Origin of the sequence: Geomonas oryzisoli (assembly GCF_018986915.1) — a bacterium.
Classification (GTDB): domain Bacteria; phylum Desulfobacterota; class Desulfuromonadia; order Geobacterales; family Geobacteraceae; genus Geomonas; species Geomonas oryzisoli.
The window spans coordinates 3172934-3198453 of record NZ_CP076723.1 but is presented as its reverse complement, the minus strand read 5'-3'; the positions used below and the strand labels follow the sequence as shown (position 1 = coordinate 3198453).

Here is a 25520-nt window from a genome sequence, read left to right as displayed (position 1 = left end):
AGGCTCCGTAGGTGCCTGTCCCTCCAGCGGAACGCTCCTTTCAGCTTAGAAACGCTCCCTTCGGCACAGTCCTCTTCTCAAACACCAAGGGGACAGGCACCTGACGGAGCCAGTCCCCTCTTAAAAAGCCCTCTATGTCAAAGAGGGCTTTTTTTTGTCCCAAGCTTGGCATCGGTCCAGACACAGGTAATATATCAATCTCCGATTTTGCTATCGGAGGCATGTTACGGGAAAAGTGAGCTCTCTGTAACCTTGATCACTATGTCAATGTAGTACCAAGGTACAATAGACTTGGTTTCCCCTCAGAGATATCTTTACCATAACCAAATTTAGCAGCTTCTTTTCACGTCACTATCAAATACATGGAGAATGGTCATGGCACAGAACAATCACGCAGCAGGGCACCAGGTGGTCGGTAAGGTTGTCATTCTGTACGGAACGGTGAAAGCGATATCCCCGGACGGCGCGATTCGTCTGCTCATGCCGAACAGCCCGATTTTCGCGGACGACCGCATCGTCACCGAGAGCGACGGCAGCGCCTCCATCGTATTCGACGGTGCGCAGGGTAACCAGCTAGACCTGGGCCGGATGATGAACGTGTCCATCGACCAGGACGTTTACGGCACGGTCATGTCGGGCGATACCACGGATACCACCGCCGAGGTGGCTCAGATCCAGCAGGCATTGCTCACCGGCGATCAGCCTATCGAGCTGGAAGCACCGGCAGCCGGTGGACCCGCCGATGCGGGCGGCACGCACCCGGTCTTCATCGTCACCCCCACCGGCGAAGAAGTTCAGCCGACCGGTGGCGTGACCACCACCGGCGTCACCTTCGGAACGACGGGCGCGATCGAAGGGCCTGTGACAGTAGCCACGACTTCACCAGTTCTTCCTACAGGACCTGGCGTTGGTTCGGATCACGGCTCTGTCACGGAAGATGCCTCGAATCCGACTCTCTCTACTACGGGTACACTCACTGTTACCGACACCTTTGGCAATCACTACAGCATCAACACGGCTGTTGCACCTATTGCAAGTGAGGGTGCTGTTGGGAACATCACAATTGATAGTGCCGGTCACTGGACCTACAGCGTTGCCAATTCCGCGGTGCAGTACCTGGGCGCTGAGGATGTTAAAGTTGAGCAATTCAAGGTGCAGAGTGTAGACGGCACGACCCATGACATCGAGATCAAGATCTACGGCACGAACGATGGTTCGCAACTTACAAACGACACCAATACGGTAGCTGAGGACCACCCGGCCACAGGCAACGTCCTTACCAACGACTCGGATGTCGACAACACCCTTACCGTCGCCAGCTTCCAGGTTGCCGGTGACAGCCATGTTTACACCTACGGCGAAACCGCCAACATCGCCGGCAAGGGTAGCCTTACCATTGGTCAGACTGGCGAATACACCTTCACGCCGGTGGCCGACTGGAACGGTGACGTTCCGCAGGTCACCTACACCGTAAATACCGGTTCGACCAGCACCCTGGACATCAAGGTCACTCCGGTTGACGACGCCAGCGTGATGACCCCCGACACCAATACGGTAGCTGAGGACCACCCGGCCACAGGCAACGTCCTTACCAACGACTCGGATGTCGACAACACCCTTACCGTCGCCAGCTTCCAGGTTGCCGGTGACAGCCATGTTTACACCTACGGCGAAACCGCCAACATCGCCGGCAAGGGTAGCCTTACCATTGGTCAGACTGGCGAATACACCTTCACGCCGGTGGCCGACTGGAACGGTGACGTTCCGCAGGTCACCTACACCGTAAATACCGGTTCGACCAGCACCCTGGACATCAAGGTCACTCCGGTTGACGACGCCAGCGTGATGACCCCCGACACCAATACGGTAGCTGAGGACCACCCGGCCACAGGCAACGTCCTTACCAACGACTCGGATGTCGACAACACCCTTACCGTCGCCAGCTTCCAGGTTGCCGGTGACAGCCATGTTTACACCTACGGCGAAACCGCCAACATCGCCGGCAAGGGTAGCCTTACCATTGGTCAGACTGGCGAATACACCTTCACGCCGGTGGCCGACTGGAACGGTGACGTTCCGCAGGTCACCTACACCGTAAATACCGGTTCGACCAGCACCCTGGACATCAAGGTCACTCCGGTTGACGACGCCAGCGTGATGACCCCCGACACCAATACGGTAGCTGAGGACCACCCGGCCACAGGCAACGTCCTTACCAACGACTCGGATGTCGACAACACCCTTACCGTCGCCAGCTTCCAGGTTGCCGGTGACAGCCATGTTTACACCTACGGCGAAACCGCCAACATCGCCGGCAAGGGTAGCCTTACCATTGGTCAGACTGGCGAATACACCTTCACGCCGGTGGCCGACTGGAACGGTGACGTTCCGCAGGTCACCTACACCGTAAATACCGGTTCGACCAGCACCCTGGACATCAAGGTCACTCCGGTTGACGACGCCAGCGTGATGACCCCCGACACCAATACGGTAGCTGAGGACCACCCGGCCACAGGCAACGTCCTTACCAACGACTCGGATGTCGACAACACCCTTACCGTCGCCAGCTTCCAGGTTGCCGGTGACAGCCATGTTTACACCTACGGCGAAACCGCCAACATCGCCGGCAAGGGTAGCCTTACCATTGGTCAGACTGGCGAATACACCTTCACGCCGGTGGCCGACTGGAACGGTGACGTTCCGCAGGTCACCTACACCGTAAATACCGGTTCGACCAGCACCCTGGACATCAAGGTCACTCCGGTTGACGACGCCAGCGTGATGACCCCCGACACCAATACGGTAGCTGAGGACCACCCGGCCACAGGCAACGTCCTTACCAACGACTCGGATGTCGACAACACCCTTACCGTCGCCAGCTTCCAGGTTGCCGGTGACAGCCATGTTTACACCTACGGCGAAACCGCCAACATCGCCGGCAAGGGTAGCCTTACCATTGGTCAGACTGGCGAATACACCTTCACGCCGGTGGCCGACTGGAACGGTGACGTTCCGCAGGTCACCTACACCGTAAATACCGGTTCGACCAGCACCCTGGACATCAAGGTCACTCCGGTTGACGACGCCAGCGTGATGACCCCCGACACCAATACGGTAGCTGAGGACCACCCGGCCACAGGCAACGTCCTTACCAACGACTCGGATGTCGACAACACCCTTACCGTCGCCAGCTTCCAGGTTGCCGGTGACAGCCATGTTTACACCTACGGCGAAACCGCCAACATCGCCGGCAAGGGTAGCCTTACCATTGGTCAGACTGGCGAATACACCTTCACGCCGGTGGCCGACTGGAACGGTGACGTTCCGCAGGTCACCTACACCGTAAATACCGGTTCGACCAGCACCCTGGACATCAAGGTCACTCCGGTTGACGACGCCAGCGTGATGACCCCCGACACCAATACGGTAGCTGAGGACCACCCGGCCACAGGCAACGTCCTTACCAACGACTCGGATGTCGACAACACCCTTACCGTCGCCAGCTTCCAGGTTGCCGGTGACAGCCATGTTTACACCTACGGCGAAACCGCCAACATCGCCGGCAAGGGTAGCCTTACCATTGGTCAGACTGGCGAATACACCTTCACGCCGGTGGCCGACTGGAACGGTGACGTTCCGCAGGTCACCTACACCGTAAATACCGGTTCGACCAGCACCCTGGACATCAAGGTCACTCCGGTTGACGACGCCAGCGTGATGACCCCCGACACCAATACGGTAGCTGAGGACCACCCGGCCACAGGCAACGTCCTTACCAACGACTCGGATGTCGACAACACCCTTACCGTCGCCAGCTTCCAGGTTGCCGGTGACAGCCATGTTTACACCTACGGCGAAACCGCCAACATCGCCGGCAAGGGTAGCCTTACCATTGGTCAGACTGGCGAATACACCTTCACGCCGGTGGCCGACTGGAACGGTGACGTTCCGCAGGTCACCTACACCGTAAATACCGGTTCGACCAGCACCCTGGACATCAAGGTCACTCCGGTTGACGACGCCAGCGTGATGACCCCCGACACCAATACGGTAGCTGAGGACCACCCGGCCACAGGCAACGTCCTTACCAACGACTCGGATGTCGACAACACCCTTACCGTCGCCAGCTTCCAGGTTGCCGGTGACAGCCATGTTTACACCTACGGCGAAACCGCCAACATCGCCGGCAAGGGTAGCCTTACCATTGGTCAGACTGGCGAATACACCTTCACGCCGGTGGCCGACTGGAACGGTGACGTTCCGCAGGTCACCTACACCGTAAATACCGGTTCGACCAGCACCCTGGACATCAAGGTCACTCCGGTTGACGACGCCAGCGTGATGACCCCCGACACCAATACGGTAGCTGAGGACCACCCGGCCACAGGCAACGTCCTTACCAACGACTCGGATGTCGACAACACCCTTACCGTCGCCAGCTTCCAGGTTGCCGGTGACAGCCATGTTTACACCTACGGCGAAACCGCCAACATCGCCGGCAAGGGTAGCCTTACCATTGGTCAGACTGGCGAATACACCTTCACGCCGGTGGCCGACTGGAACGGTGACGTTCCGCAGGTCACCTACACCGTAAATACCGGTTCGACCAGCACCCTGGACATCAAGGTCACTCCGGTTGACGACGCCAGCGTGATGACCCCCGACACCAATACGGTAGCTGAGGACCACCCGGCCACAGGCAACGTCCTTACCAACGACTCGGATGTCGACAACACCCTTACCGTCGCCAGCTTCCAGGTTGCCGGTGACAGCCATGTTTACACCTACGGCGAAACCGCCAACATCGCCGGCAAGGGTAGCCTTACCATTGGTCAGACTGGCGAATACACCTTCACGCCGGTGGCCGACTGGAACGGTGACGTTCCGCAGGTCACCTACACCGTAAATACCGGTTCGACCAGCACCCTGGACATCAAGGTCACTCCGGTTGACGACGCCAGCGTGATGACCCCCGACACCAATACGGTAGCTGAGGACCACCCGGCCACAGGCAACGTCCTTACCAACGACTCGGATGTCGACAACACCCTTACCGTCGCCAGCTTCCAGGTTGCCGGTGACAGCCATGTTTACACCTACGGCGAAACCGCCAACATCGCCGGCAAGGGTAGCCTTACCATTGGTCAGACTGGCGAATACACCTTCACGCCGGTGGCCGACTGGAACGGTGACGTTCCGCAGGTCACCTACACCGTAAATACCGGTTCGACCAGCACCCTGGACATCAAGGTCACTCCGGTTGACGACGCCAGCGTGATGACCCCCGACACCAATACGGTAGCTGAGGACCACCCGGCCACAGGCAACGTCCTTACCAACGACTCGGATGTCGACAACACCCTTACCGTCGCCAGCTTCCAGGTTGCCGGTGACAGCCATGTTTACACCTACGGCGAAACCGCCAACATCGCCGGCAAGGGTAGCCTTACCATTGGTCAGACTGGCGAATACACCTTCACGCCGGTGGCCGACTGGAACGGTGACGTTCCGCAGGTCACCTACACCGTAAATACCGGTTCGACCAGCACCCTGGACATCAAGGTCACTCCGGTTGACGACGCCAGCGTGATGACCCCCGACACCAATACGGTAGCTGAGGACCACCCGGCCACAGGCAACGTCCTTACCAACGACTCGGATGTCGACAACACCCTTACCGTCGCCAGCTTCCAGGTTGCCGGTGACAGCCATGTTTACACCTACGGCGAAACCGCCAACATCGCCGGCAAGGGTAGCCTTACCATTGGTCAGACTGGCGAATACACCTTCACGCCGGTGGCCGACTGGAACGGTGACGTTCCGCAGGTCACCTACACCGTAAATACCGGTTCGACCAGCACCCTGGACATCAAGGTCACTCCGGTTGACGACGCCAGCGTGATGACCCCCGACACCAATACGGTAGCTGAGGACCACCCGGCCACAGGCAACGTCCTTACCAACGACTCGGATGTCGACAACACCCTTACCGTCGCCAGCTTCCAGGTTGCCGGTGACAGCCATGTTTACACCTACGGCGAAACCGCCAACATCGCCGGCAAGGGTAGCCTTACCATTGGTCAGACTGGCGAATACACCTTCACGCCGGTGGCCGACTGGAACGGTGACGTTCCGCAGGTCACCTACACCGTAAATACCGGTTCGACCAGCACCCTGGACATCAAGGTCACTCCGGTTGACGACGCCAGCGTGATGACCCCCGACACCAATACGGTAGCTGAGGACCACCCGGCCACAGGCAACGTCCTTACCAACGACTCGGATGTCGACAACACCCTTACCGTCGCCAGCTTCCAGGTTGCCGGTGACAGCCATGTTTACACCTACGGCGAAACCGCCAACATCGCCGGCAAGGGTAGCCTTACCATTGGTCAGACTGGCGAATACACCTTCACGCCGGTGGCCGACTGGAACGGTGACGTTCCGCAGGTCACCTACACCGTAAATACCGGTTCGACCAGCACCCTGGACATCAAGGTCACTCCGGTTGACGACGCCAGCGTGATGACCCCCGACACCAATACGGTAGCTGAGGACCACCCGGCCACAGGCAACGTCCTTACCAACGACTCGGATGTCGACAACACCCTTACCGTCGCCAGCTTCCAGGTTGCCGGTGACAGCCATGTTTACACCTACGGCGAAACCGCCAACATCGCCGGCAAGGGTAGCCTTACCATTGGTCAGACTGGCGAATACACCTTCACGCCGGTGGCCGACTGGAACGGTGACGTTCCGCAGGTCACCTACACCGTAAATACCGGTTCGACCAGCACCCTGGACATCAAGGTCACTCCGGTTGACGACGGCATCACACTCACACCGGTCGGCGTCTCCGTCAACGAGGCCAACCTGTCGGACGGCTCGGCCCCTTCGGCCGCTGCCCTGACCCAGACCGGGTCGCTGTCGATCACCGCAGTCGACGGCGTCAGCAGCGTCCACATCGGCAACACGGACATCTCCATCGCCGATCTGCACAACCTCGGCTCCTCTAGCCCGATCTTCATCGACGGCGTAACTTACGGCAATATGGAAGTCACCGGTTACACCGATACCGCTACCGGCGGCACCCTCCAGTACAGCTTCACGCTCAATGACAACGTGCTGAACTCGTCGGCCAGCGTAGAGAGCTACCTGGAACAGGTGTTGGTCAGCGTCACCGATGCCAACGGTACCGTTGCCAACGCTAACCTCGGCATCACCATCGTGGACGATCATCCGGTCTTCACCATGATCGACCACGCCATCGTCGGCAACGAGAACAGCTCCACTGCCGGCGTACTCTACGGCAACCACGATATCAACTTCGGCGCAGATTCCCACGGCTCCATCAACGTCGTCGGCGATTCCCTGAACGGCAAACTGGACTACGTGTACACCACTCATGCAGACGGCTCGGTTACCGCGGAGGCATACTCGAGCACGAACCATACGGCCGATACTCACTTCTTCGACCTGACCATCAATACCAATGGCACCTATGCCTTCGACATGGTCAACGCCCGCGCGACCTTTGCTTCAGGCAACATCAGCCTGCTCAATGTGAACGGCGGTGCGGCCACCAACAGCTTCGTCCTCAACGATGCGACCTTCAACGCCGTCGACACCAACCATAACGGGTCCATCGGCAACGCGGAGCAACTGAAGCCGACCTCGGTGGGCTTTGGCGTCGGCAACGGCAACGTCGATGTGGGCGAGCAGTTCAACGTCACTTTCGCACACGGCATTGCCGTCGACACCATCTCGCTCTACAGCAAGGTTCAGGCCGCTGGTTCCCTGACCATGTCCTACGTCACGGATTACCTCAATCCTGACGGCACTACCGGGCATGATACCGGCTCCACAACGCTTGGCAGCAACGGCGAAATGCATTTTGATCCGCTGCACGACTTCACTTCCATTACCTTCACGGTCACCGCCGGTAGCGGCAAGCTGGACAGCTTTTCCTTCACCGAACGGCTGATCCCCAACGACGAGACTTTGAACTTCCATCTCTCGGCAACCGACGGCGACGGCGACGTGACCGGATCGCACGATCTGAATGTGACGCTGCTCGGTGTTCATACCACTGGGACCGTTATTGCCGGCACCGACGGCAGCGACGCCATGATCGGCACCTCAGGAGACGACATCTTCTCGACCAGTGGTGGTCATGACACCATCATGGCAACGAAGGGGAATGACCACGTTACTGATTTCGATGTTAACCATGACACGCTCGATATTAGTAGCTTGGTCGCCAATGCAATCAATCCGCCGCAACAGGGTGATGATGGAACAGGGCACCTCAAGTTAACCATCCTTGACAACACTAACCATCCAGTCGGCTCCGTGACCTTTGACAATATCGCTTCTAACGATCATGGGACGATCGACACGCTTCTGGATCACATCAAGACGACCCATTGATTCTGCCTTGCAGAGGACAACGACCCGCTGCGGAAGTCTCTTCCACAGCGGGTTTTTTTTCGTTCCGTCCGCAACCACACAGCACCGTCCGCAGGATTCGCTTGACACTCCCGCCGCAAAAAACTATAGCTATAACCTCCACTTCACCCAACCTTCTCCCGCCCATACTGGCACATCGGGGAAACATGTACTGGGAATCTTTCGGCTTCAAGGAAGCACCTTTCGCACTTACACCTAACCCGTCTTTCCTGTTCCTGAGCGCTCCACACCAGGAGGCTTTCGCGCACCTGCTCTTCGCAATAGAAAACCGCGCCGGGTTCATCGAACTCTCCGGCGAGGTGGGCACCGGCAAGACCACCATTGTGCGCACGCTCTTGAACCAGCTCGACCCGGAAACCCACCGCACCGCGCTGATCTTCAACCCGATCCTCTCTCCCCTTGGGTTCATGAAGGAGGTCAACGCCGAGTTCGGGCTTCCTACCGAGGGGAGCGAGATCCGCGACCTGCACGCGGCCCTCAACGCTTTCCTGCTCGATGAAAACCGTGCGGGGCACACGGTGGTGCTGGTCATAGACGAGGCCCAGAACCTCTCGGTCGAGGTGCTGGAACACGTGCGGCTCATCTCGAATCTTGAAACCGAGAGCGACAAGCTGATCCAGATCGTGCTGGTCGGGCAGCCTGAGCTGAACACGCTGCTCGCCCGGGACGAGTTGCGGCAACTCGATCAGCGCATCACGGTGCGCTACCACCTGAAGCCCATGTGCTTCGAGGACACCTGCGCCTACATCCGGCACCGGATCCGGTTCGCCGCCGACGGGAGGGAACCGCTCACTTTCTCCCCCGGCGCTTTCAAGCGGATCTTCAAGTTTTCCGGAGGCCTGCCGCGCCTGATCAACGGCGTGTGCGACCGTGCGCTGCTGCTCGCCTACACCCGCGACTGCAAGGAGATCACCCCGGACATGGCGTCGCTCGCCTTGGCCGATCTGCGCAAGGAGTCGCCCCGCCGGCGGCGGGCGTCGCAGGTGAGAGCGCTGTCGGCTGCGCTGGTCGTCTGTGTCATCATCATCGCCGGGTTCGCCGCGGTCTCCTTCCATCTGGTTCCGGAGGAGAAGAAGGAGTCCACTGAGAAGAAGGAGGCCACGACGACCAAGGCAAGCGACAAGGTGCCCGCGTTGTCGGCTGAGGCCGCACGCCAGGCGATAGCGGCGCAACCCGAGCAGGAAAACCTCTACGCTGCCGTCAACGCGATATTGGACGCCTGGCAGGCGCCACGGGTCGAGCCGGTTCCGGGGCAACCTGCCAACCTGCGCACGTTGGCGCGGCAGCGCGGGCTCGTCGCCTCGAAGTTGTCCGGAACCTTCGAATTGATGACGCGGCTGGATGCGCCGCTGCTGCTCCACGTCGCGCTGCCGGGGGGAGGCGAACGGTTGATCGCCATCGTCGCGGTGGATAGGGGAGGCATGGAGGTCGTTCCGCAGGTGGCGGGGCGGTCGAAACTTACCCACGCCGAACTGGCGCAGATTTGGACCGGCGGGACCACCGTCCTTTGGAAGGATTTCCACGGCATCACCTCACGGGGCAAAGGCGCGGACAGGGCTGCCGGGATCAAGGCCCTCCAGGGGCTCTTGAAACAGGTCGACTGCTATCCGGGGGCTGTGGACGGCAATTTCAATGACGCGACCAAAGGGGCGCTTGCCGAGTTCCAGCGCCGGGAGCAGCTGACGGCGGACGGGAAGGTGGGGGCGCAGACCCTCATGCTCCTGTACCGCCGCGCCGGCGGGTTCTTCCCGCCGGGGCTGATACGCGTTGGTGCCGACAGCAAACAGACGGGACGGATGTGACATGAGCTTGATACTCGATGCCTTGAGAAAGATGGAACAGGAACGCAGGAGCAGGCGCGGCACCGGCCAGGACCTGCGCCCCGAGGTGCTGCGCTACCGCCTGGCGGCCCAGCCCAGGGAGCCGCGCCGCTATCCGGTGGCGGTTATCGCGGGCGTCGTGCTGCTCATGGCCGGCGTCGGCGCTGGTTTCCTTTTGAAGGGGCATGCACCGCAACCGGCCGCGGAAGTTCCCGTTGCCGCCGCCCCCGCAACCCAGGTGCCGACCGCTCCCACGACCGCCGTGGCGCCCCCAGCGGCTGCCGTCGCGGAGCCGGCTCCGACACCCGTTCCAACACCCGTTCCGGCTGCTGCGCCTATGGCGGCACCGGTCGTTGCAGCTCAAGCTCCGGTCGCAGTTGCCCCGCCGGTTGCGCCGGCCTCGCGCAAGGCATCCCGCGCAGTCGCGGCTCAGTCCGCGTCGCCGGAGGCACAGAACGCACCCCAGGAACCTGCTGCCGTCGCAGCCGGCACCCAGGACATCACCATCTCCGGTATCGCCTACCAGGACGAGCGACGCCTGAGGCGCGCAGTTCTGAACGGGATCCTGGTCGGTGAGGGTGCCGAAGTCGGCGGCGCCCGCGTGCTCGAGATCAAGGAGACGAAGGTGAAGCTGTCCCGTGGCGGCCGCGTCTTCGAGGTCCCCTTCTCCTCCGGACAACAATCCCGATAAAATCCGGGGCTCGCCTTGTCGACCTGTTCGCGGCTCAGCGAATCCGCCCGCGGTGGACTAGCGACCCGACGTGGCTCCGACGCTCCATTACTGTTCCCGAGTTCCACAACCCTGACGCGGAGCCCCGATGAAAGAAAGACCACCCTCAGAGCACCCGGTCGAAAGGATCGCCGGCTCCCTGGAAAGGGTCACCTTCCACAGCGAGGAGACGGGTTTCTGCGTGCTGCGGGTGAAGGTCGCCGGGCACCGGGAACTGGTGACGGTGACGGGAAGCGCCGCCACGGTGACGCCGGGCGAGTTCCTCGAGTGCACCGGAGCGTGGCACAACGACCGCACCCACGGCATGCAGTTCAAGGCCGAGCACCTGAAGGTGGTGCCCCCGACCACGCTGGAAGGAATAGAGAAGTACCTGGGCTCCGGGATGGTGCACGGCATCGGTCACCACTTCGCCAAGGTGCTGGTGCAGGCCTTTCGCGAGGAGGTCTTCGACGTCATCGAGAAACGCCCGGAGCGCCTTTTGGAACTCCCGGGCATCGGCCGCAAGCGTATGGAGTCGGTAGCGAGCGCCTGGGTGGAGCAGAAGGCGATCCGGGAGATCATGGTCTTCCTGCAAAGTAACGGGCTGGGGACCGCGCGCGCCGTGCGCATCTACAAGTGCTATGGCAACGAGGCGATCTTCAAGGTCACCGAGAACCCGTACCGGCTCGCCCTCGACATCCAGGGGATCGGTTTCAAGACCGCCGACGCCCTGGCCGCCAACCTCGGCATCGCGCGCGACTCGATGATCCGGGCGCAGGCCGGTGTCAGGCACGTGCTGCAGGAACTCTCCGCAAGCGGGCACTGCGCGGCCGCCCGTGCCGACCTCGCGCAGAGCGCCGCCTCTCTCCTCGATATCCCCATCGCCGTCATCGAAGCCGCCATCGACGCGGAGATCGCCGAGCAGAACCTGGTCGCCGAGCCCATCGCAGGGCGCCCCTGCCTGTTCCTGACCCCGCTGCACCGTGCCGAGGTCGGTGTCGCCGCGAGCCTCGCGCGCCTCTCCAGCGGCGCGCCTCCCTGGAGCGGCATCGTCGCCGAAGATGCCATCCCCTGGGTGGAGAGTCACAACGGCATCACCCTTTCCGCGTCTCAGCGCGACGCCATCCGGCTCGCCCTGAAGAACAAGGTGGTCGTCGTCACCGGCGGCCCCGGTGTCGGCAAGACCACGCTCGTGAACAGCATCCTGGCCATCATCCGTTCCCGGCACCTGAGGGTGACCCTGTGCGCCCCGACCGGAAGGGCGGCCAAGCGGTTGACCGAATCGACCGGTATCGAGGCCAAGACCATCCACCGCCTGCTCGAGTTCGACCCGCAGAGCTTCGGCTTCAAGCGCGACGGCAATAACTCGCTTGCCACCGACCTCCTGGTGATGGACGAGGCCTCCATGGTCGACGTGGTGCTGATGAACAAGCTCCTTCCCGCCGTCCCGGACCATGCCGGTGTCATCATCGTGGGGGACGTGGACCAGCTCCCCTCGGTAGGCCCCGGCTGCGTCCTCGCCGACATCATCGAATCCGGCGCCGTCGCCACCGTGTGGCTTACCGAGATCTTCCGCCAGGCCGCGGGCTCCAGGATCATCGTCAATGCGCACCGCATCAACCGCGGCGAGCTCCCCCTGCAGGACGAGGGGAAGGAGTTGGCGGACTTCTACTTCATCCCCGCCGCGACCGCCGAGGACATCCACGGCAAGCTGCTGCAGGTGATCACCGAGCGCATCCCGAAACGTTTCGGCTTCGACCCGGTGCGTGACATCCAGGTGCTCACCCCCATGAACCGCGGCGGACTCGGCACCGGCTCGCTAAACGCGGAGCTGCAGGGGGTGCTGAACGGCAAGGCGGAACCCAGGGTGAGCCGCTTCGGCACCGGCTTCGCGCCCGGCGACAAGGTGATCCAGACGGTGAACAACTACGAGAAGGAAGTCTTCAACGGCGACATCGGCCGGATCATGGAGGTGCGCCAGGAGGAGGGGACGCTGAGCGTCGATTTCGACGACCGGCTGGTGGAATATCAGTTCGGCGAACTGGACGAGGTGAGCCTCGCCTACGCCACCAGCATCCACAAAAGCCAGGGCTCCGAGTACACGGCTGTCGTGATCCCGCTATCCATGCAGCACTACACCATGCTGGAGCGCAATCTGATCTACACCGCGGTGACCCGGGGCAAGAAGCTGGTGGTGGTGATCGGCGAGCCCAAGGCGCTGGCCATGGCGGTGCGCACCAACAAGTCGCAGCGCAGGATGACCGACCTCGCGCGCAGGATCTGCGCTGCGCCGGCCTGAAGAAACGATCCCGCATCCGGAGGTTAACAGGAGGAAGTGATGAAGACGATCGGCATGATCGGCGGCCTTGGGCCCGAGTCCACCGTCGACTATTACCAGCGCATCATCGAGGCGTTCCGGGAGCCGGGGAGCCTCGCCGCACCGGAGATGGTGATCTATAGCGTGAGCCTGCAGGAGGTGATGGACCTCGCCGCGAAGCGCGAGTGGAACCACTTGGTGTACCTGCTGGTGCAGAAGGTGAGGGCGCTGCACAAGGCGGGCGCCGACTTCGCCATCATCACCGCCAACACGCCGCACGTCGTGTTCGACGAGGTCCGGGCCAAGTCTCCCATCCCGCTCATCAGCATCGTCGCCGCCACCTGCGACAAGGCGCAGGAGCTCGGGGTGAAGAAGGTCGGTCTTTTGGGGACGAAGTTCACCATGGAAGAAAACTTTTTCGCGCCTCCCTTCGCGGCCGCGGGCATCTCAGTGGTGGTTCCCTCTGCCGATGATCAGCACTACATCCACGACAAGCTGATGACCGAGATCGAACTGGGCATCATCAAGCAAGACACTAGGAAGGGGTTGATCGACATCATCGAGCGCCTGGTGTGGCAGGAAAAGGTGGAGGCGGTCATCTTAGGCTGCACCGAACTGCCGCTGATACTCAAAGACGGCGACTTCGACACGACTTTTCTCAATACCACCGCGATCCATGTCGAAAGTGTGGTGCGCTATTGCAGGGAAGGGAGAACGTGGTAAAAAGGAGCAGTCTGACTCGAAGCAAACGAGGTCATTCAGCCTGAGTAGTGGTAGCGGCAGGCGATTACGATGACTTCTTTTTCCTCCACCACTGCGATGGCAAGGTGGAATGAAGTATAGGGGGCGGTATGAAGAGGTTATTGATCCTGGCGCTGGTTTTCATTGCATCGACCTCGTTCGCCGGGGAGAAGAAAAAGACGGCCAAGGATGCGCCGAGCTCGCAATCGCTGTTGGAAAAGTGGGACGCGGATGCCTCGCTTTTGAAGCTGGATTGCAGCGAGAGCATGTGCGTCTACGGCGTCAAAGGGTCCGCGCAGATCGTCGACGCCGACAGCAACACCCGTTCGGCCTGGGTCGCCTTCTTGTACACGGATGAAGGGCGCAAGGCGCTCACGGGGGCGCTCAAGGGGAGCTATTACAGCAAGGAGAAGTGGAATATCAACTGCAACGAGGCGACCATGAACGTCTCTTCGGTGCACTACTACGACGCCAAGGGGAGTCCGGTGAGCTCCTACGGCAACGACGAGCAGTGGAGCGACATCGTCCCCGGCAGCTTCGGTGAAACGGTCGCGGCGATCGTGTGCACCCTCGAGGACGACGGCTCCGACGAGGACACGCCTGCCCGGGAAGTGCCGGGAGAGGCGCCTCCGCAGGAAGGTACCCCCCTGTAAGGTGCCATGAGCCCCCTCGCCGGCATATCCCGTGTGAAGGTGCTGCTGCGGGCGCTGCGTTCCCGGAATTACCGCCTCTTCGTGGCGGGGCAGAGCGTCTCGCTGGTCGGCACCTGGATGCAGCAGGTCGCCATGAGCTGGCTCGTGTACCGGCTGACCGACTCCGCGATGCTGCTGGGGGTGGTGGGCTTCACCAGCCAGGTCCCCACCTTCGTCTTCGCGCCGGTGGCCGGCGTCTTCGCGGACCGCTGCAACCGGCGCCGCCTGTTGATGCTGACCCAGGCGCTGGCCATGGTCCAGGCGGCGCTCCTGGCGGCGGCGGTGCTGCTGGGGGTGGTCCAGGTCTGGCATATCGTGGTGCTGAGCCTGGTGCTAGGCGTGGTGAACGCCTTCGACATTCCGGTGCGCCAGTCTTTCGTGGTCGAAATGGTGACCGAGCGCGAGGACCTTGGCAACGCCATCGCCCTCAACTCCTCCATGGTCAATGCCGCCCGCCTGATCGGACCGACCGTTGCGGGTCTGCTGGTGGCCTCGGTGGGGGAGGGGATCTGCTTCCTGCTGAACAGCGCCAGCTACCTTGCCGTGCTCCTGGCCCTGGCGGCGATGCGCATCGAGCCGCGTGCCGGCAACGACAGGCCCCGGCGCCGCATCTACCACGAGCTCAAGGAAGGCTTTCTTTACGCCTTCGGCTTCGGGCCGATCCGGAGCATCCTGCTGCTGGTCGCCCTGATGAGCCTCACCGGCATGCCGTACACCGTGCTGATCCCGGTTTTCGCCAAGGACATCCTGCACGGCGGCGCCCACACCTTCGGCTTTCTCATGACCGCCGCCGGCTGCGGCGCCCTGGTCGGCACCATCTACCTCGCCTCGCGCAGCAGCGTCCTCGGCCTGGGCAAACTCATCGTGCTGGCAACCTGTCTTTTTTCCGTCGGGGTGGCCGTCTTCGCCATATCGAGCAGCATGGCGCTCTCCCTTGCCGCGCTGGTAGTGGCGGGTTTCGGCGCCATGACCCTGGTCGCTTCCTGCAACACCATCCTGCAGACCATCCTGGAGGAAGACAAGCGGGGGAGGGTGATGAGCTTCTTCACCGTGGCCTTCATGGGGATGGCACCCTTTGGCAGCCTGGGGGCCGGTGCCATGACCAAGGTGGTCGGTCCTCGGGTCACCCTCATCATCGGGGCCTGCTGCTGTCTTGCCGGCGCGTTCTTCTTCGCGAGAAATCTCCCCCGGATCCGCCAGATGGTCCGTCCCATCTACGCCCGCATGGGGATCGTGAAAGAGGTGGCCCAAGGGATGGAGACCGCGGCGGAGCAGCCGCAGATGCCCAAGGAGAAGGAATGAAGGACGTGATATTTATATGATCGATTTTCTCACTGCAGGTCTTGTTCTGGGCTGCTCGGCGGGGTTCTCGCCGGGGCCGCTTCTGATGCTGGTCATCTCCGAGACGCTCACCCACGGCACCCGCTCCGGCGTGCGGGTGGCGCTCTCCCCCATCATCACAGATTTCCCCATCATCGCCGCCACGCTGCTTTTGTTGATGAACCTCTCCGGTTATCACGGCATCATCGGCGCGCTGTCTCTGGCGGGCGGCCTCTTCGTCCTCTACACCGGCTACCAGTCGCTGCGGGCCAAGCCGGTGCAACTCGACCTCCCCAAGGAGCCTCCCAAGTCGCTCAGGAAGGGGGTGCTGACCAACCTGCTCAGCCCGCACCCCTACCTGTTCTGGATCACCGTGGGCGCGCCGCTTCTGACCCGGTCGCTCAAGGTCGGTCCCGCCGCCTTTGTCGCCTTCATCGCGAGCTTCTACCTCTGCCTCATCGGCGCGAAGATCGTCCTCGCGCTCGCGGTGGGGAGGTCGCGGGCCTTCATGGGGAGCCGGGTTTACCTCTGGATCATGCGCCTGCTCGGCGCGCTGTTGACCTTCTTCGCGCTGCTGTTGTTCCGGGAGGGGCTCAAGCTGCTGGGGGTAGGGTAGGCGGGGATCAGTAGTGGTAGCGTGCCTGGAGAAAGTCGATGCGGTCGTCGCTTACCAGGTAGACCAGCCGGTGCTCTTGGGTGAGACGGCGGGACCAGACGCCGGGGGAGAGATACTTGAGCGGTTCGGGCTTGCCGATCCCCTGGAACGGGTCGTGCATCACCGCCTCCACCAGCGACAGGGCCCGCAATGCGGTCTTTCTGTCCACCTCCACCCAGTGGCGCAGGTCTTCGCGAAACTCCGGGTGGAACACCGCCTGGCGCAGCTTAGCCGCCAAGGCCAAGCTCCGCGCGGAGCGCCTCGGCCGTTTCCGGCTCGCCCTCCCGCTTCAGGGCGCGCTCCAGCGCGGTCAAAAGCCTCTGCGCGTTCTTGGGCGATCGCATCAGGTGCGCCGTCTCCACCAGGCTGGCCAGTTCGTCCGCCGCTATCATGGCGACGCTCTCTCCGCTGCGGCGATCGATGATCACGATCTCGCGGTTCTTGGTGACTTCGTCGCAAAGCCCGGCGAGGTTGGCCCGGGCATTGGTGTAGGTAGTCTTCAACATCTGCTTCCTCCCTCGCGAGTTGTACAGGAGTACTGTACGGCAACGCTCTTTTTTTGGCAAGGGCCAAGTCGAGATAGCCGCTCTCCTCAGGTATTCTCTATCTCCACCACGTCGATCTGCAGCACGATCTCTTCCCCTGCCAGATGCGGGTTGCGGTCCAGGTTCACGCCCTTGTCGGTGGTGGCGATGCTGAACTCGTCCGTGGTCCCCCGGTTCACCACCTCGTGCTGCATCTGGGTTGCGCTGCCGCCGATGGGGGCCGCCGAATCGCGGGAAAAGCGGGACACGGCGGAAGGATCCCGGCGCCCGTACGCCTTGTCCGGCGGCACCGTCACCCGCTTCGATTCTCCCGCCGACATCCCTTCCAGGGCCTCCTCCAAACCGCGCATCACCTTGCCCGCGCCCACCGTGATCCGCAGCGGGTCTCCTCCAGCCGTCGATTCGACGATTTCCCCGTTTTTGCGCAGCGCCGTGTAATGCACCTGCACCGTACTGCCGTACTTTACCGTTGGCATGTGACACCTCCAGAGCTTTGAGTCGTTTCTCGTGCGTTACATCAGTCGTACCCGGAAAACCGGTCCACCTCGACCCTGGCCAGAAGCCGTTCCAGGTAGCGCGACTTGAGTTGTCGGGCGGCCATGAGCCGCTGCACCGGCGGCAGCTTGAGGATCGCCCCGAGGATCGCCGCCATGGCGCGGTGGCTCAGGTAGGCCTGGTTGTCGAAGATGAGGTTTTGCAGCTTGCCGCGCTCGATGGCCATCAGCACCAGCCGGTGTGCCGTATTCACCGGCGTGAGGATGCGCCTGGCCCGGGGTGTGAGGCGGATGGCGCCGGTAGGGCAGTTGCGCACGCATACCCCGCACCCCAGGCAGAAATCGGTGGCGACCTGCGCCTTGGGCCGGCCACTGTCGCGAGCTCCCCCCTCCCGACCTCCCCCCTCCGGGGGGAGGAGCTGCACGTCGCACATCCCCTCTGCCGGGAAGAGGCCTTGGCCGTCGCTCATCCCCTCCCCCGGAGGGGGAGGGTCAGGGAGGGGGAGGGGTGTCTCCTGGGCTTCCATCGTGATGGTGCCGACCGGGCAGACCGCGGCGCACCTGCCGCAGCCGCTGCAGCGGTCGGCGTCGGTCGCCTGGACGAAGTTGGTGCTGTACATGGCGTTGGGGATGGCGAGCCTGCGGGTGGCGATCAAGGCCTCGCAGCAGCAGGCGCAGCAATGGCAGATGAAATTCACCTGCTGCCGCACGTTGTCGGCACACTGCACCAGGTTCAGGTCGCGCGCCTTTTGCAGCAGGTCCAGCCCCTCGGCGCTCTCCACGCGGCGCGCCACGCCACGCCTCAAAAGCGACTGCGCCGCCAGGTTCAGGGTCATGCAGATGTCCAGCGGCGCGGCGCAGCCCCGGTCCACCTGCGCCATCTTGTGCCGGCAATAGCAAAGCCCCACCGCGATGTGGCTCGCGCTTTTGATCACCTCGCTGGCGCGCTCGTAGTCGAGCACCTGGCAGGCCTGCTCGTCGGCAACGGCCTCCTCGTTCACCAGCACCCGCCCCAGGGAGGTTTCCCCCCCGGCAAAGAGGTCGCGGATGAAGGCATCCTCGACGTTGATGTACTGGAAAAACAGGCGCGCCAGCTCCTTCTGGTCCAGGTCGGGGCGCAGCCGCATCAGCGAAAACTCGAAGAATCCTGCCATGGGGGGAGGAAGGAAGTAGACGCGCCTGCCGTCGCGCTCGATGTCCAGCAGCAGGGAGCGCGAGGCGAGCTTTTCCAGCAGGGCCCGGGCCTCATCAGCGGGGAGATGCCAGATCCTCGCCGCCTTGGTCGCCGAAAACGGGCGCAGCGGCAACCGGCTCATGAGCGCTGCCTCCTGATCGCTGCACAGGATGGAGAAGATCCCGAGCAGGAGCTCCGATTCCGGCGCCCCCTGCGGGAACTTGTTTACCCGCCGCATCAGGCGGTGGTACCCGTCGTTTGGTCGCTCTGCTGGCACGGTCGGCTCCTATTATTAAAAAAAACACAATGTGCCAGTATAGCAGTCGGCCCATGCCAGGCAAGTTCCCGCAATCCCCCTCCCGGCATGTTCCTTTCTGGTCGGCGGGCTTCGCAAAACCTTACGCCGCTAATTAAAGCTTCACCGTCGGACGCCGAAGAGAAGTGGAGCGGAAAAGAGGGCGCGAAGCCCGGATCCGCCTGCCTTCTCGATCACTATCCGGCGTGGAGCTGTCTCTGAGCATGAAGAAACTGAGCCTGACAACCAAGATGAGCCTGATGGTATCCCTGCTGGTGGTGCTGGTGCTCTCCTTCATGGCGCTGTTTGCCGCGTGGTTCCTGGAAAAGCAGTACCAGGAGACCGTGTCGGAACAGCAGTTTTCCATGGTGAGCTCCATGGCCGGGGAGATCGACAGCAAGATCGGGAATGCCAGGCTCCAGCTCGAGGCACTGGCCAAGACCCTTCCCCCCCGGCTCTTCACCAGCCCGCTTTTGGCCCAGCGCTTCCTGGAACAGCGCCCCGACACCCTGGCGCTCTTCGACAGCGACATCTTCATCTTCGATGCCGGCGGCAGGCTCATCGCGGTGAATCCCCTGGAAAAGCGGCTGATCGGCAGGGATTACTCGTTCCGCGAGTACTACCGTGACGCCGTCCGCAGCAAAAGGACGGTCATCTCCGAGCCCTTCATCACCACCCGGGAGCACGGCCACCCCACCGTCGCTTTCGTGGTCCCGGTGCTGGACGGCAAGGGGGCCATCCTCGGGATGATCGGCGGCATGATCGACCTGTACCAGGACAACTACCTGGGCAAGCTCGCCCACGCCCGGATCGGGAAAAAGGGCTATCTCTACCTGTTCAACACCCGCCGCATCATCATCGCCCACCCGGACCAGCAGCGCATCATGAAGCGCGACCTTCCCCCCGGGGCGAACCCCTTGCTGGACCGGGCCCTGGCAGGGTTCGAAGGGGCCGGCGAGACGGTAACCTCGCGCGGGTTGCCGGCGGTGGCGGCGTTCAAGCGCCTGAACAGCACCGGGTGGATCCTCGCCTCCACCTTCCCGCTCACCGAGGCCTACGCGCCGGTGCGGGAGACCAAGCTTCTGCTGGCAGCGGGTCTCGTGGCGGCACTGGCGGGAAGCGTGCTGGTCTGCCTGCTCTTCATGAGGCGGGTGACGGCGCCGCTGTTGACCTTCATCCGTCACGTGGAGGGGATCGGCGACCAGGAGCAGGAGCTGGAGCCGGTGGCGATCCGGACCGGGGACGAAATCGGGACCCTGGCCCGCGCCTTCAACCGCATGATCGTGGAGCTGCGCCGCCAAAAGGAATCGGCGCGCGAGCTGCGTCTGGCCATCGACCAGGCCCCGGTCACGGTGATGGTCACCGACCGCGACGGCCGCATCGAGTACGTCAATCCCCATTTCACCAAGGTGACCGGGTACGGCGCCGAGGAGGTGCTGGGGCAAAACCCGAGGATCGTGAAGTCGGGGTATCACCCTCGCGAGTTTTACACGGAGATGTGGCAGACGGTCCTCTCCGGCCGCAAATGGCGCGGCGAGATGCGCAACCGGCGCAAAAACGGGGATCTCTACTGGGAGAGCGCCTCGATCTCCTCGGTCACGGGCGACACGGGCGAGATCAGGAACTTCGTGGCGGTGAAGGAGGACATCACCGACAGAAAGCGCGCCGAAGAGGCGCTGATCAGAAGCGACGAGCGCATCCGGCTCCTGCTGGAGTCGACGGCCGAGGCGATCTTCGGGATGGACCTGTTGGGGAACTGCACCTTCGCCAACCGCGCCTGCGCGAGGCTTTTGGGGTACGCCGGCACCGAGGAACTCTTGGGGCGCAACATGCACCTGCTCATCCATCACACCACCCCCGACGGTTCTCCCAATCCGGTGCAGTCCTGTCCGCTCAACCGGGTGCTGTGCGGGGAGCAGGGGATGCACTGCGACGACGAGGTCTTCTGGCGTGCCGACGGCACCAGCTTCGCGGTGGAATACTGGTCTTATCCCCAGCTGCAGGACGGGGAACTGGTGGGCGGGGTGGTAACCTTCTTCGACATCACCGAGAGAAAGCGGGCCGAGGAGGAGCTGCGCCGCGCCACCGAGGCCGCCGAGGCGGCCGCCCGCGCCAAGAGCGAGTTCCTGGCCAACATGAGCCACGAGATCCGCACCCCCATGAACGCGGCGCTCGGCATGCTCTACCTGCTGCAGCACACCGAGCTCACCGAGCAGCAAAAGGATTACCTGGACAAGGCGCAGAGCGCCTCGGGGGTGCTGCTGCGGGTCATCAACGACATCCTCGACTTCTCCAAGATCGAGGCGGGGAAGATGGAGCTCGAGCGGATCCCGTTCCGGCTGGAGCAGGTGCTCTCCGACCTGAACAACGTGGTGGACGCGATCCTGCGGGACAAAGAGGTCGAGTTCACCGTGGCAGCCGGCGACGGCATCCCGGAGTTCCTGGTGGGGGATCCGCTCAGGCTGGGGCAGGTCCTTTTGAATCTCACCGGCAACGCCATCAAGTTCACCGAGAAGGGGAAGGTGGAGGTGGGGGTGGCGCTTGTGGCCCTGGAACAGGAGTGCGTGACGCTGCGCTTCTCCGTCTCCGACACCGGCATCGGTATGGAGGCGAAGCAGCGGGAGGGGCTCTTCACCCCCTTCACCCAGGCGGACAACTCCACCACGCGCCGCTACGGCGGCACCGGGCTCGGCCTCGCCATCTGCCGTGAGCTGGTGCAGCTCATGGAGGGGCAGGTGTGGGTGGAGAGCGAGCCGGGGCGCGGCAGCACCTTCAGCTTCGTGGCCCGGTTCGGCCGGCAGGAGCCCGGGCAGGCGCCGCCCCCCGAGCCGCCCGAAGACGAGTCGATCCAGGAGGTGGCGGGGATGCGCGTCCTGCTGGTGGAGGACAACCCCATCAACCAGGAGGTGGCCCGGTTCATACTGGAGCGGGGCGGGGTCCAGGTCGAGCTGGCGCGCAACGGCGCCGAGGCACTTTCCATGGTGCACGCCCCCGGGGCGAGCTATCATGCCGTGCTCATGGACGTGCACATGCCGGTCATGGACGGGCTGGAGGCGACCCGGCGCATGCGGCTCGACCCCGCGCTGGAGCGGCTTCCCGTCATCGCCATGACCGCCAGCGCCCTGCCGGGGGAGCGTCTGCTCTGCCGCGAGGCGGGCATGAACGACCAGGTGGACAAGCCGATCAACGTGTCCAAGCTGTTTGCAACCCTGAAGCGTTGGGTGGGGGCGCTGCCGGGAAAACCGGAGCCGACGGACCCGGAGGCGGAGGAAAGCGGGCAGGACCTTCCTGACCAGTTGCCGGGACTGGACCTGCAGCGGGCGAAAGCGAGGCTGCAAAACGGCAAACTTCTGAAGAAGCTGCTGGTCGGCTTCCGCCGCGACAACGAAGAGCTCGTGCCGCGCATGGCGGCGGCCGCGGGGGGAGGCGATCCGAAGGAGGCCCGGCGCCTGATCCACACGGTCAAGGGGAGCGCGGGGAACGTGGGTGCAATCTGGCTGGGGAGCGCCGCGGCATCGCTGGAGATGGCCCTGAAGGGAGACGACGCCAGTCAGGTGCACGAGACACTGGAGCGTTTCACCGAGAAGCTGGAGGAGGTGATGGGCTCCATCCGGCAGCTTGAAGAGCAGTGGGGCAGCTCCGGGAGAGGGGCGGGGAGCGCGATGGCACGTATCGAGTGCGAGGAGCCCGAGCAGGTGGCCGCCCTGGGCCGCACCATGGTCGCGTTATTGGCGAGCCAGAACATGAACGCCCTGGCGGTGTGGGAGGAGATGCGCCCCCTGCTGGCGGGAGAACTGCCGGAGCGGTTGGACGCCACGCTGCAGGCGCTTGATTTTGCCGACGCGCGCACGGTTTTGCAGGAAATCATCGTACACCTGGAGCTAAGGACATGAACATCGAGGGGCCGGAAAGGGCTGCACGAGGCAAGATCCTCATCGTGGACGACACGACCACCAACATCGACATCCTGTACCAGATCCTCAAGGGGGAGTTCGATGTCCTCTTCGCCAAGAGCGGCGTCGACGGCATCAGGATGGTGCGGGAGCATACGCCGGACCTGGTGCTCCTGGACGTCATGATGCCCGACATGGACGGCTACGAGGTCTGCCGGACGCTGAAGCAGGACCCGGCGACGGCCGGGCTGCCGGTGGTGTTCGTGACCGCGATGGGAAACGACGAGGACGAGACCCGGGGGCTGGAACTGGGGGCGATCGACTACCTCACCAAGCCGATCCGGCCCCCCATCGTGCTGGCCCGGGTGCGCAACCACGTGGAGCTGAAGCACCGGGGCGACCTGCTGGAGCAGCTCAGCAGGGAACTGGCCCAGAAGAACCGGGAACTGGAGGAACTGGCGCGTCAGGACGGGCTTACCGGGGTGTCCAACCGGCGCCACTTCGACGAATCGCTGCGTTCGGAGGTCCAGCGTGCCACGCGCAACGGGCGCAACCTCTCGCTGATCATGTGCGATATCGACCGCTTCAAGCAGTTCAACGACCTGTACGGCCACCCGGCCGGGGATACCTCCTTGCAACTGGTGGGGGAGCTGTTGAGGAAGAGCTTCAAGCGGGCCGGTGAGGTGGTGGCGCGCTACGGCGGCGAGGAGTTCGCCGTCATTTTGCCCGACACCAGTGCCGAGCTGGCGGGACACCTGGCCGAGCGGCTGCGGCTGGAGCTCATGGCGCACGCCCTGCCGCACGCCCACTCCGAGTTCGGCGTGGTCACCATGAGCATAGGCGTTGCGGGTGGGCTGGCGACGCGGGACCACGGCGTCGAGTGGTACATCTCATCGGCCGACGACGCCCTCTATCGCTCCAAGGCGCAAGGGCGGAACCGGGTCAGCGTCTGCGAGGATCAGTAGTCCACGCCGGGCTGAGGCTCGATGTCCCTGCGGTAGGCGTGCTTCACCTCCACCACCTCGCTCACCGTGTCGGCCAGCTCGATCACCAGCGGGTGGGCGTTGCGGCCGGTGAGCACCAGGTGCAAAAGCGGCGGTTTGCGCGCCAGGATCTCCAGCACCTGTTCCAGGTCGACGAGCTGCAGGTGCAGGGCGTTGTTGATCTCGTCCAGGATCACCATGTCGAAGGCCGCCGAGTCTATCTTCTCCAGGGCGAGTTGCACGGCGTCCTGGGCGTTGGCCCGGTGCTCGCTGCGTGGATAGGGGTTGCCGCGGATGCCGCAGAACCCCTTGCCGGTCGTGTGCAGCTCCACCTGTTCGCCCAGAAGCTTCACCCCGTCCCATTCCCCGGCGTAGATGTCCCCCTTCATGAACTGGATGATGCAGACCTTCATGCCGTGCCCGCAGGCGCGCAGCGCCATCCCCAGCGCCGAAGTCGTCTTCCCCTTGCCGTGACCGGTGATGACCACGGTCAGTCCCTGCTTCAGTTTCGGCTCCAGCTTGTGAATTTGCAGCGGCGGGCTTCCCTGATGTTTCATGATACGTCCTCCCCAGACATTCTAACCTTTTTCAAAGCCGTTACGCAAAGCACGCACAAGCAGGCGCGAAGTTCACGAAGATGGGATTTTTTATTTACCCCGTCTTTCTTCGTGGTCTCAGCGGATACTCGGCGCTCTTTGCGCAACCGTTTATAGATGTGGGGGGAATGATCAATGACAGCAGGCTTTAGCGAAGATTTTCCACAAACCTGCCACGCCCATGAGGGCGATGGCGACGCCGGCGGCGCGCAGCATGGCGTTTTTGAGGGCGCCGGAGACGGCGCTGGAGGCGGTGCCGAAACCAAGCATGACCGGGACGGTGCCCAGGCCCATGGCGGCCATGGTGGCCGCGCCGGTGACGGGGCTCCCGGTCCCGGCGGCGACCAGAAGGGGCGCGTAGACCAGGCCGCAGGGGAGCAGGCCCAGCACCAGTCCCAGCGGCAGGGAGGCAAGCGGTGAGGGGGCGGCGATGGCCCGCCGCATCGGGGCGGCGAGGAAGCGCGCGCCGTTTCCTTCCAGGGTGGAGAGGTTGAAAACGCTCAACCCCAGCGCCGAGGAGAGCCCTACCATGATCACCATGAGGTTCGCCCCCACCATGAACCAGCGAAAGACCGTCTTCATCGCCATGAGGTTGAGCGAGGAGCCGATGAGCCCCGCCAGCGCCCCCAGGAGCGTGTAGGTAACTATCCGGCCGGTGTTGTAGAAGAACTGGGACTTGAGTCTCGAGGGGAGCGCGCCCTCCTTGTCCTTCAGGGAGATGGCGGCCACGATGCCGCCGCACATCCCGATGCAATGGAAGCTGCCGGCCAAACCGGCCACGAACGCCAACCAGATCTGCAGCATAGCGGTCTCCTGC

The 25520-nt window shown here is 63.0% G+C and carries 16 protein-coding genes; 10 read left to right on the top strand and 6 right to left on the bottom strand.

The annotated features are described in order from the left end of the window. The first annotated feature begins 375 nt into the window (after positions 1-375). The 8 genes from KP004_RS13945 (at position 376) to KP004_RS13910 (ending at position 16684) form a co-directional block, all read left to right on the top strand. Complete coding sequence (locus KP004_RS13945; RefSeq protein WP_216799123.1) at positions 376-8430, top strand: cadherin-like domain-containing protein; 8055 nt, start codon at positions 376-378, stop codon at positions 8428-8430. A 185-nt stretch (positions 8431-8615) separates the two neighbouring features. After that, positions 8616-10271, top strand: coding sequence for an AAA family ATPase (locus KP004_RS13940; protein WP_216799122.1), 1656 nt, complete (start codon positions 8616-8618; stop codon positions 10269-10271). Position 10272: 1 nt separating this feature from the next. Beyond that, positions 10273-10980, top strand: coding sequence for a general secretion pathway protein GspB (locus tag KP004_RS13935; RefSeq protein WP_216799121.1), 708 nt, complete (start codon positions 10273-10275; stop codon positions 10978-10980). Between the two features lie 127 nt (positions 10981-11107). After that, complete coding sequence (recD2, locus tag KP004_RS13930) at positions 11108-13297, top strand: SF1B family DNA helicase RecD2 (protein ID WP_216799120.1); 2190 nt, start codon at positions 11108-11110, stop codon at positions 13295-13297. 39 nt (positions 13298-13336) lie between these two features. Continuing rightward, a complete protein-coding gene (locus KP004_RS13925; RefSeq protein ID WP_216799119.1) occupies positions 13337-14038 on the top strand; it encodes an aspartate/glutamate racemase family protein in 702 nt (233 codons plus the stop codon). A 128-nt stretch (positions 14039-14166) separates the two neighbouring features. Further along, the gene (locus KP004_RS13920; protein WP_216799118.1) at positions 14167-14709 is read left to right on the top strand and encodes a surface-adhesin E family protein; all 543 of its coding nucleotides are present in this window, start codon (positions 14167-14169) and stop codon (positions 14707-14709) included. Positions 14710-14715: 6 nt separating this feature from the next. Next, a complete protein-coding gene (locus KP004_RS13915; protein WP_216799117.1) occupies positions 14716-16050 on the top strand; it encodes an MFS transporter in 1335 nt (444 codons plus the stop codon). Between the two features lie 16 nt (positions 16051-16066). Further along, positions 16067-16684, top strand: coding sequence for a LysE family translocator (locus KP004_RS13910; RefSeq protein WP_216799116.1), 618 nt, complete (start codon positions 16067-16069; stop codon positions 16682-16684). 7 nt (positions 16685-16691) lie between these two features. Here the strand turns inward: KP004_RS13910 and KP004_RS13905 are convergent, their stop codons facing one another. The 4 genes from KP004_RS13905 to KP004_RS13890 form a co-directional block, all read right to left on the bottom strand. Further along, positions 16692-16961: a Txe/YoeB family addiction module toxin gene (locus KP004_RS13905; RefSeq protein ID WP_275423138.1), complete on the bottom strand. Its 270-nt coding sequence runs from the start codon at positions 16959-16961 to the stop codon at positions 16692-16694. Next, positions 16951-17229 carry a type II toxin-antitoxin system Phd/YefM family antitoxin gene (locus tag KP004_RS13900; protein ID WP_216799115.1) on the bottom strand — a complete coding sequence of 93 codons (279 nt, stop codon included), beginning with the start codon at positions 17227-17229 and terminating at the stop codon, positions 16951-16953. The genes KP004_RS13905 and KP004_RS13900 overlap by 11 nt, the downstream gene beginning before the upstream one ends. Before the next feature lie 86 nt (positions 17230-17315). Next, positions 17316-17744, bottom strand: a complete 429-nt coding sequence (locus tag KP004_RS13895) for an FKBP-type peptidyl-prolyl cis-trans isomerase (protein ID WP_216799114.1) — start codon at positions 17742-17744, stop codon at positions 17316-17318. A 41-nt stretch (positions 17745-17785) separates the two neighbouring features. Next, positions 17786-19213 carry a 4Fe-4S binding protein gene (locus tag KP004_RS13890; RefSeq protein ID WP_216799113.1) on the bottom strand — a complete coding sequence of 476 codons (1428 nt, stop codon included), beginning with the start codon at positions 19211-19213 and terminating at the stop codon, positions 17786-17788. A 242-nt stretch (positions 19214-19455) separates the two neighbouring features. On the opposite strand from KP004_RS13890, the gene KP004_RS13885 reads away from it, so the two are divergent. Both KP004_RS13885 and KP004_RS13880 read left to right on the top strand, forming a co-directional pair. Beyond that, a complete protein-coding gene (locus KP004_RS13885; protein ID WP_216799112.1) occupies positions 19456-23124 on the top strand; it encodes a PAS domain S-box protein in 3669 nt (1222 codons plus the stop codon). Continuing rightward, positions 23121-24089 carry a diguanylate cyclase gene (locus KP004_RS13880; RefSeq protein ID WP_216799111.1) on the top strand — a complete coding sequence of 323 codons (969 nt, stop codon included), beginning with the start codon at positions 23121-23123 and terminating at the stop codon, positions 24087-24089. Before KP004_RS13885 ends, KP004_RS13880 begins: the two co-directional genes overlap by 4 nt. Here the strand turns inward: KP004_RS13880 and cobO are convergent. Together cobO and KP004_RS13870 are read right to left on the bottom strand one after the other, a co-directional pair. Further along, positions 24083-24664 carry a cob(I)yrinic acid a,c-diamide adenosyltransferase gene (cobO, locus tag KP004_RS13875; RefSeq protein WP_216799110.1) on the bottom strand — a complete coding sequence of 194 codons (582 nt, stop codon included), beginning with the start codon at positions 24662-24664 and terminating at the stop codon, positions 24083-24085. The two genes, KP004_RS13880 and cobO, sit on opposite strands and share 7 nt — an antisense overlap. 171 nt (positions 24665-24835) lie before the next feature. Further along, positions 24836-25507, bottom strand: coding sequence for a sulfite exporter TauE/SafE family protein (locus tag KP004_RS13870; protein ID WP_216799109.1), 672 nt, complete (start codon positions 25505-25507; stop codon positions 24836-24838). Positions 25508-25520 lie beyond the last annotated feature (13 nt).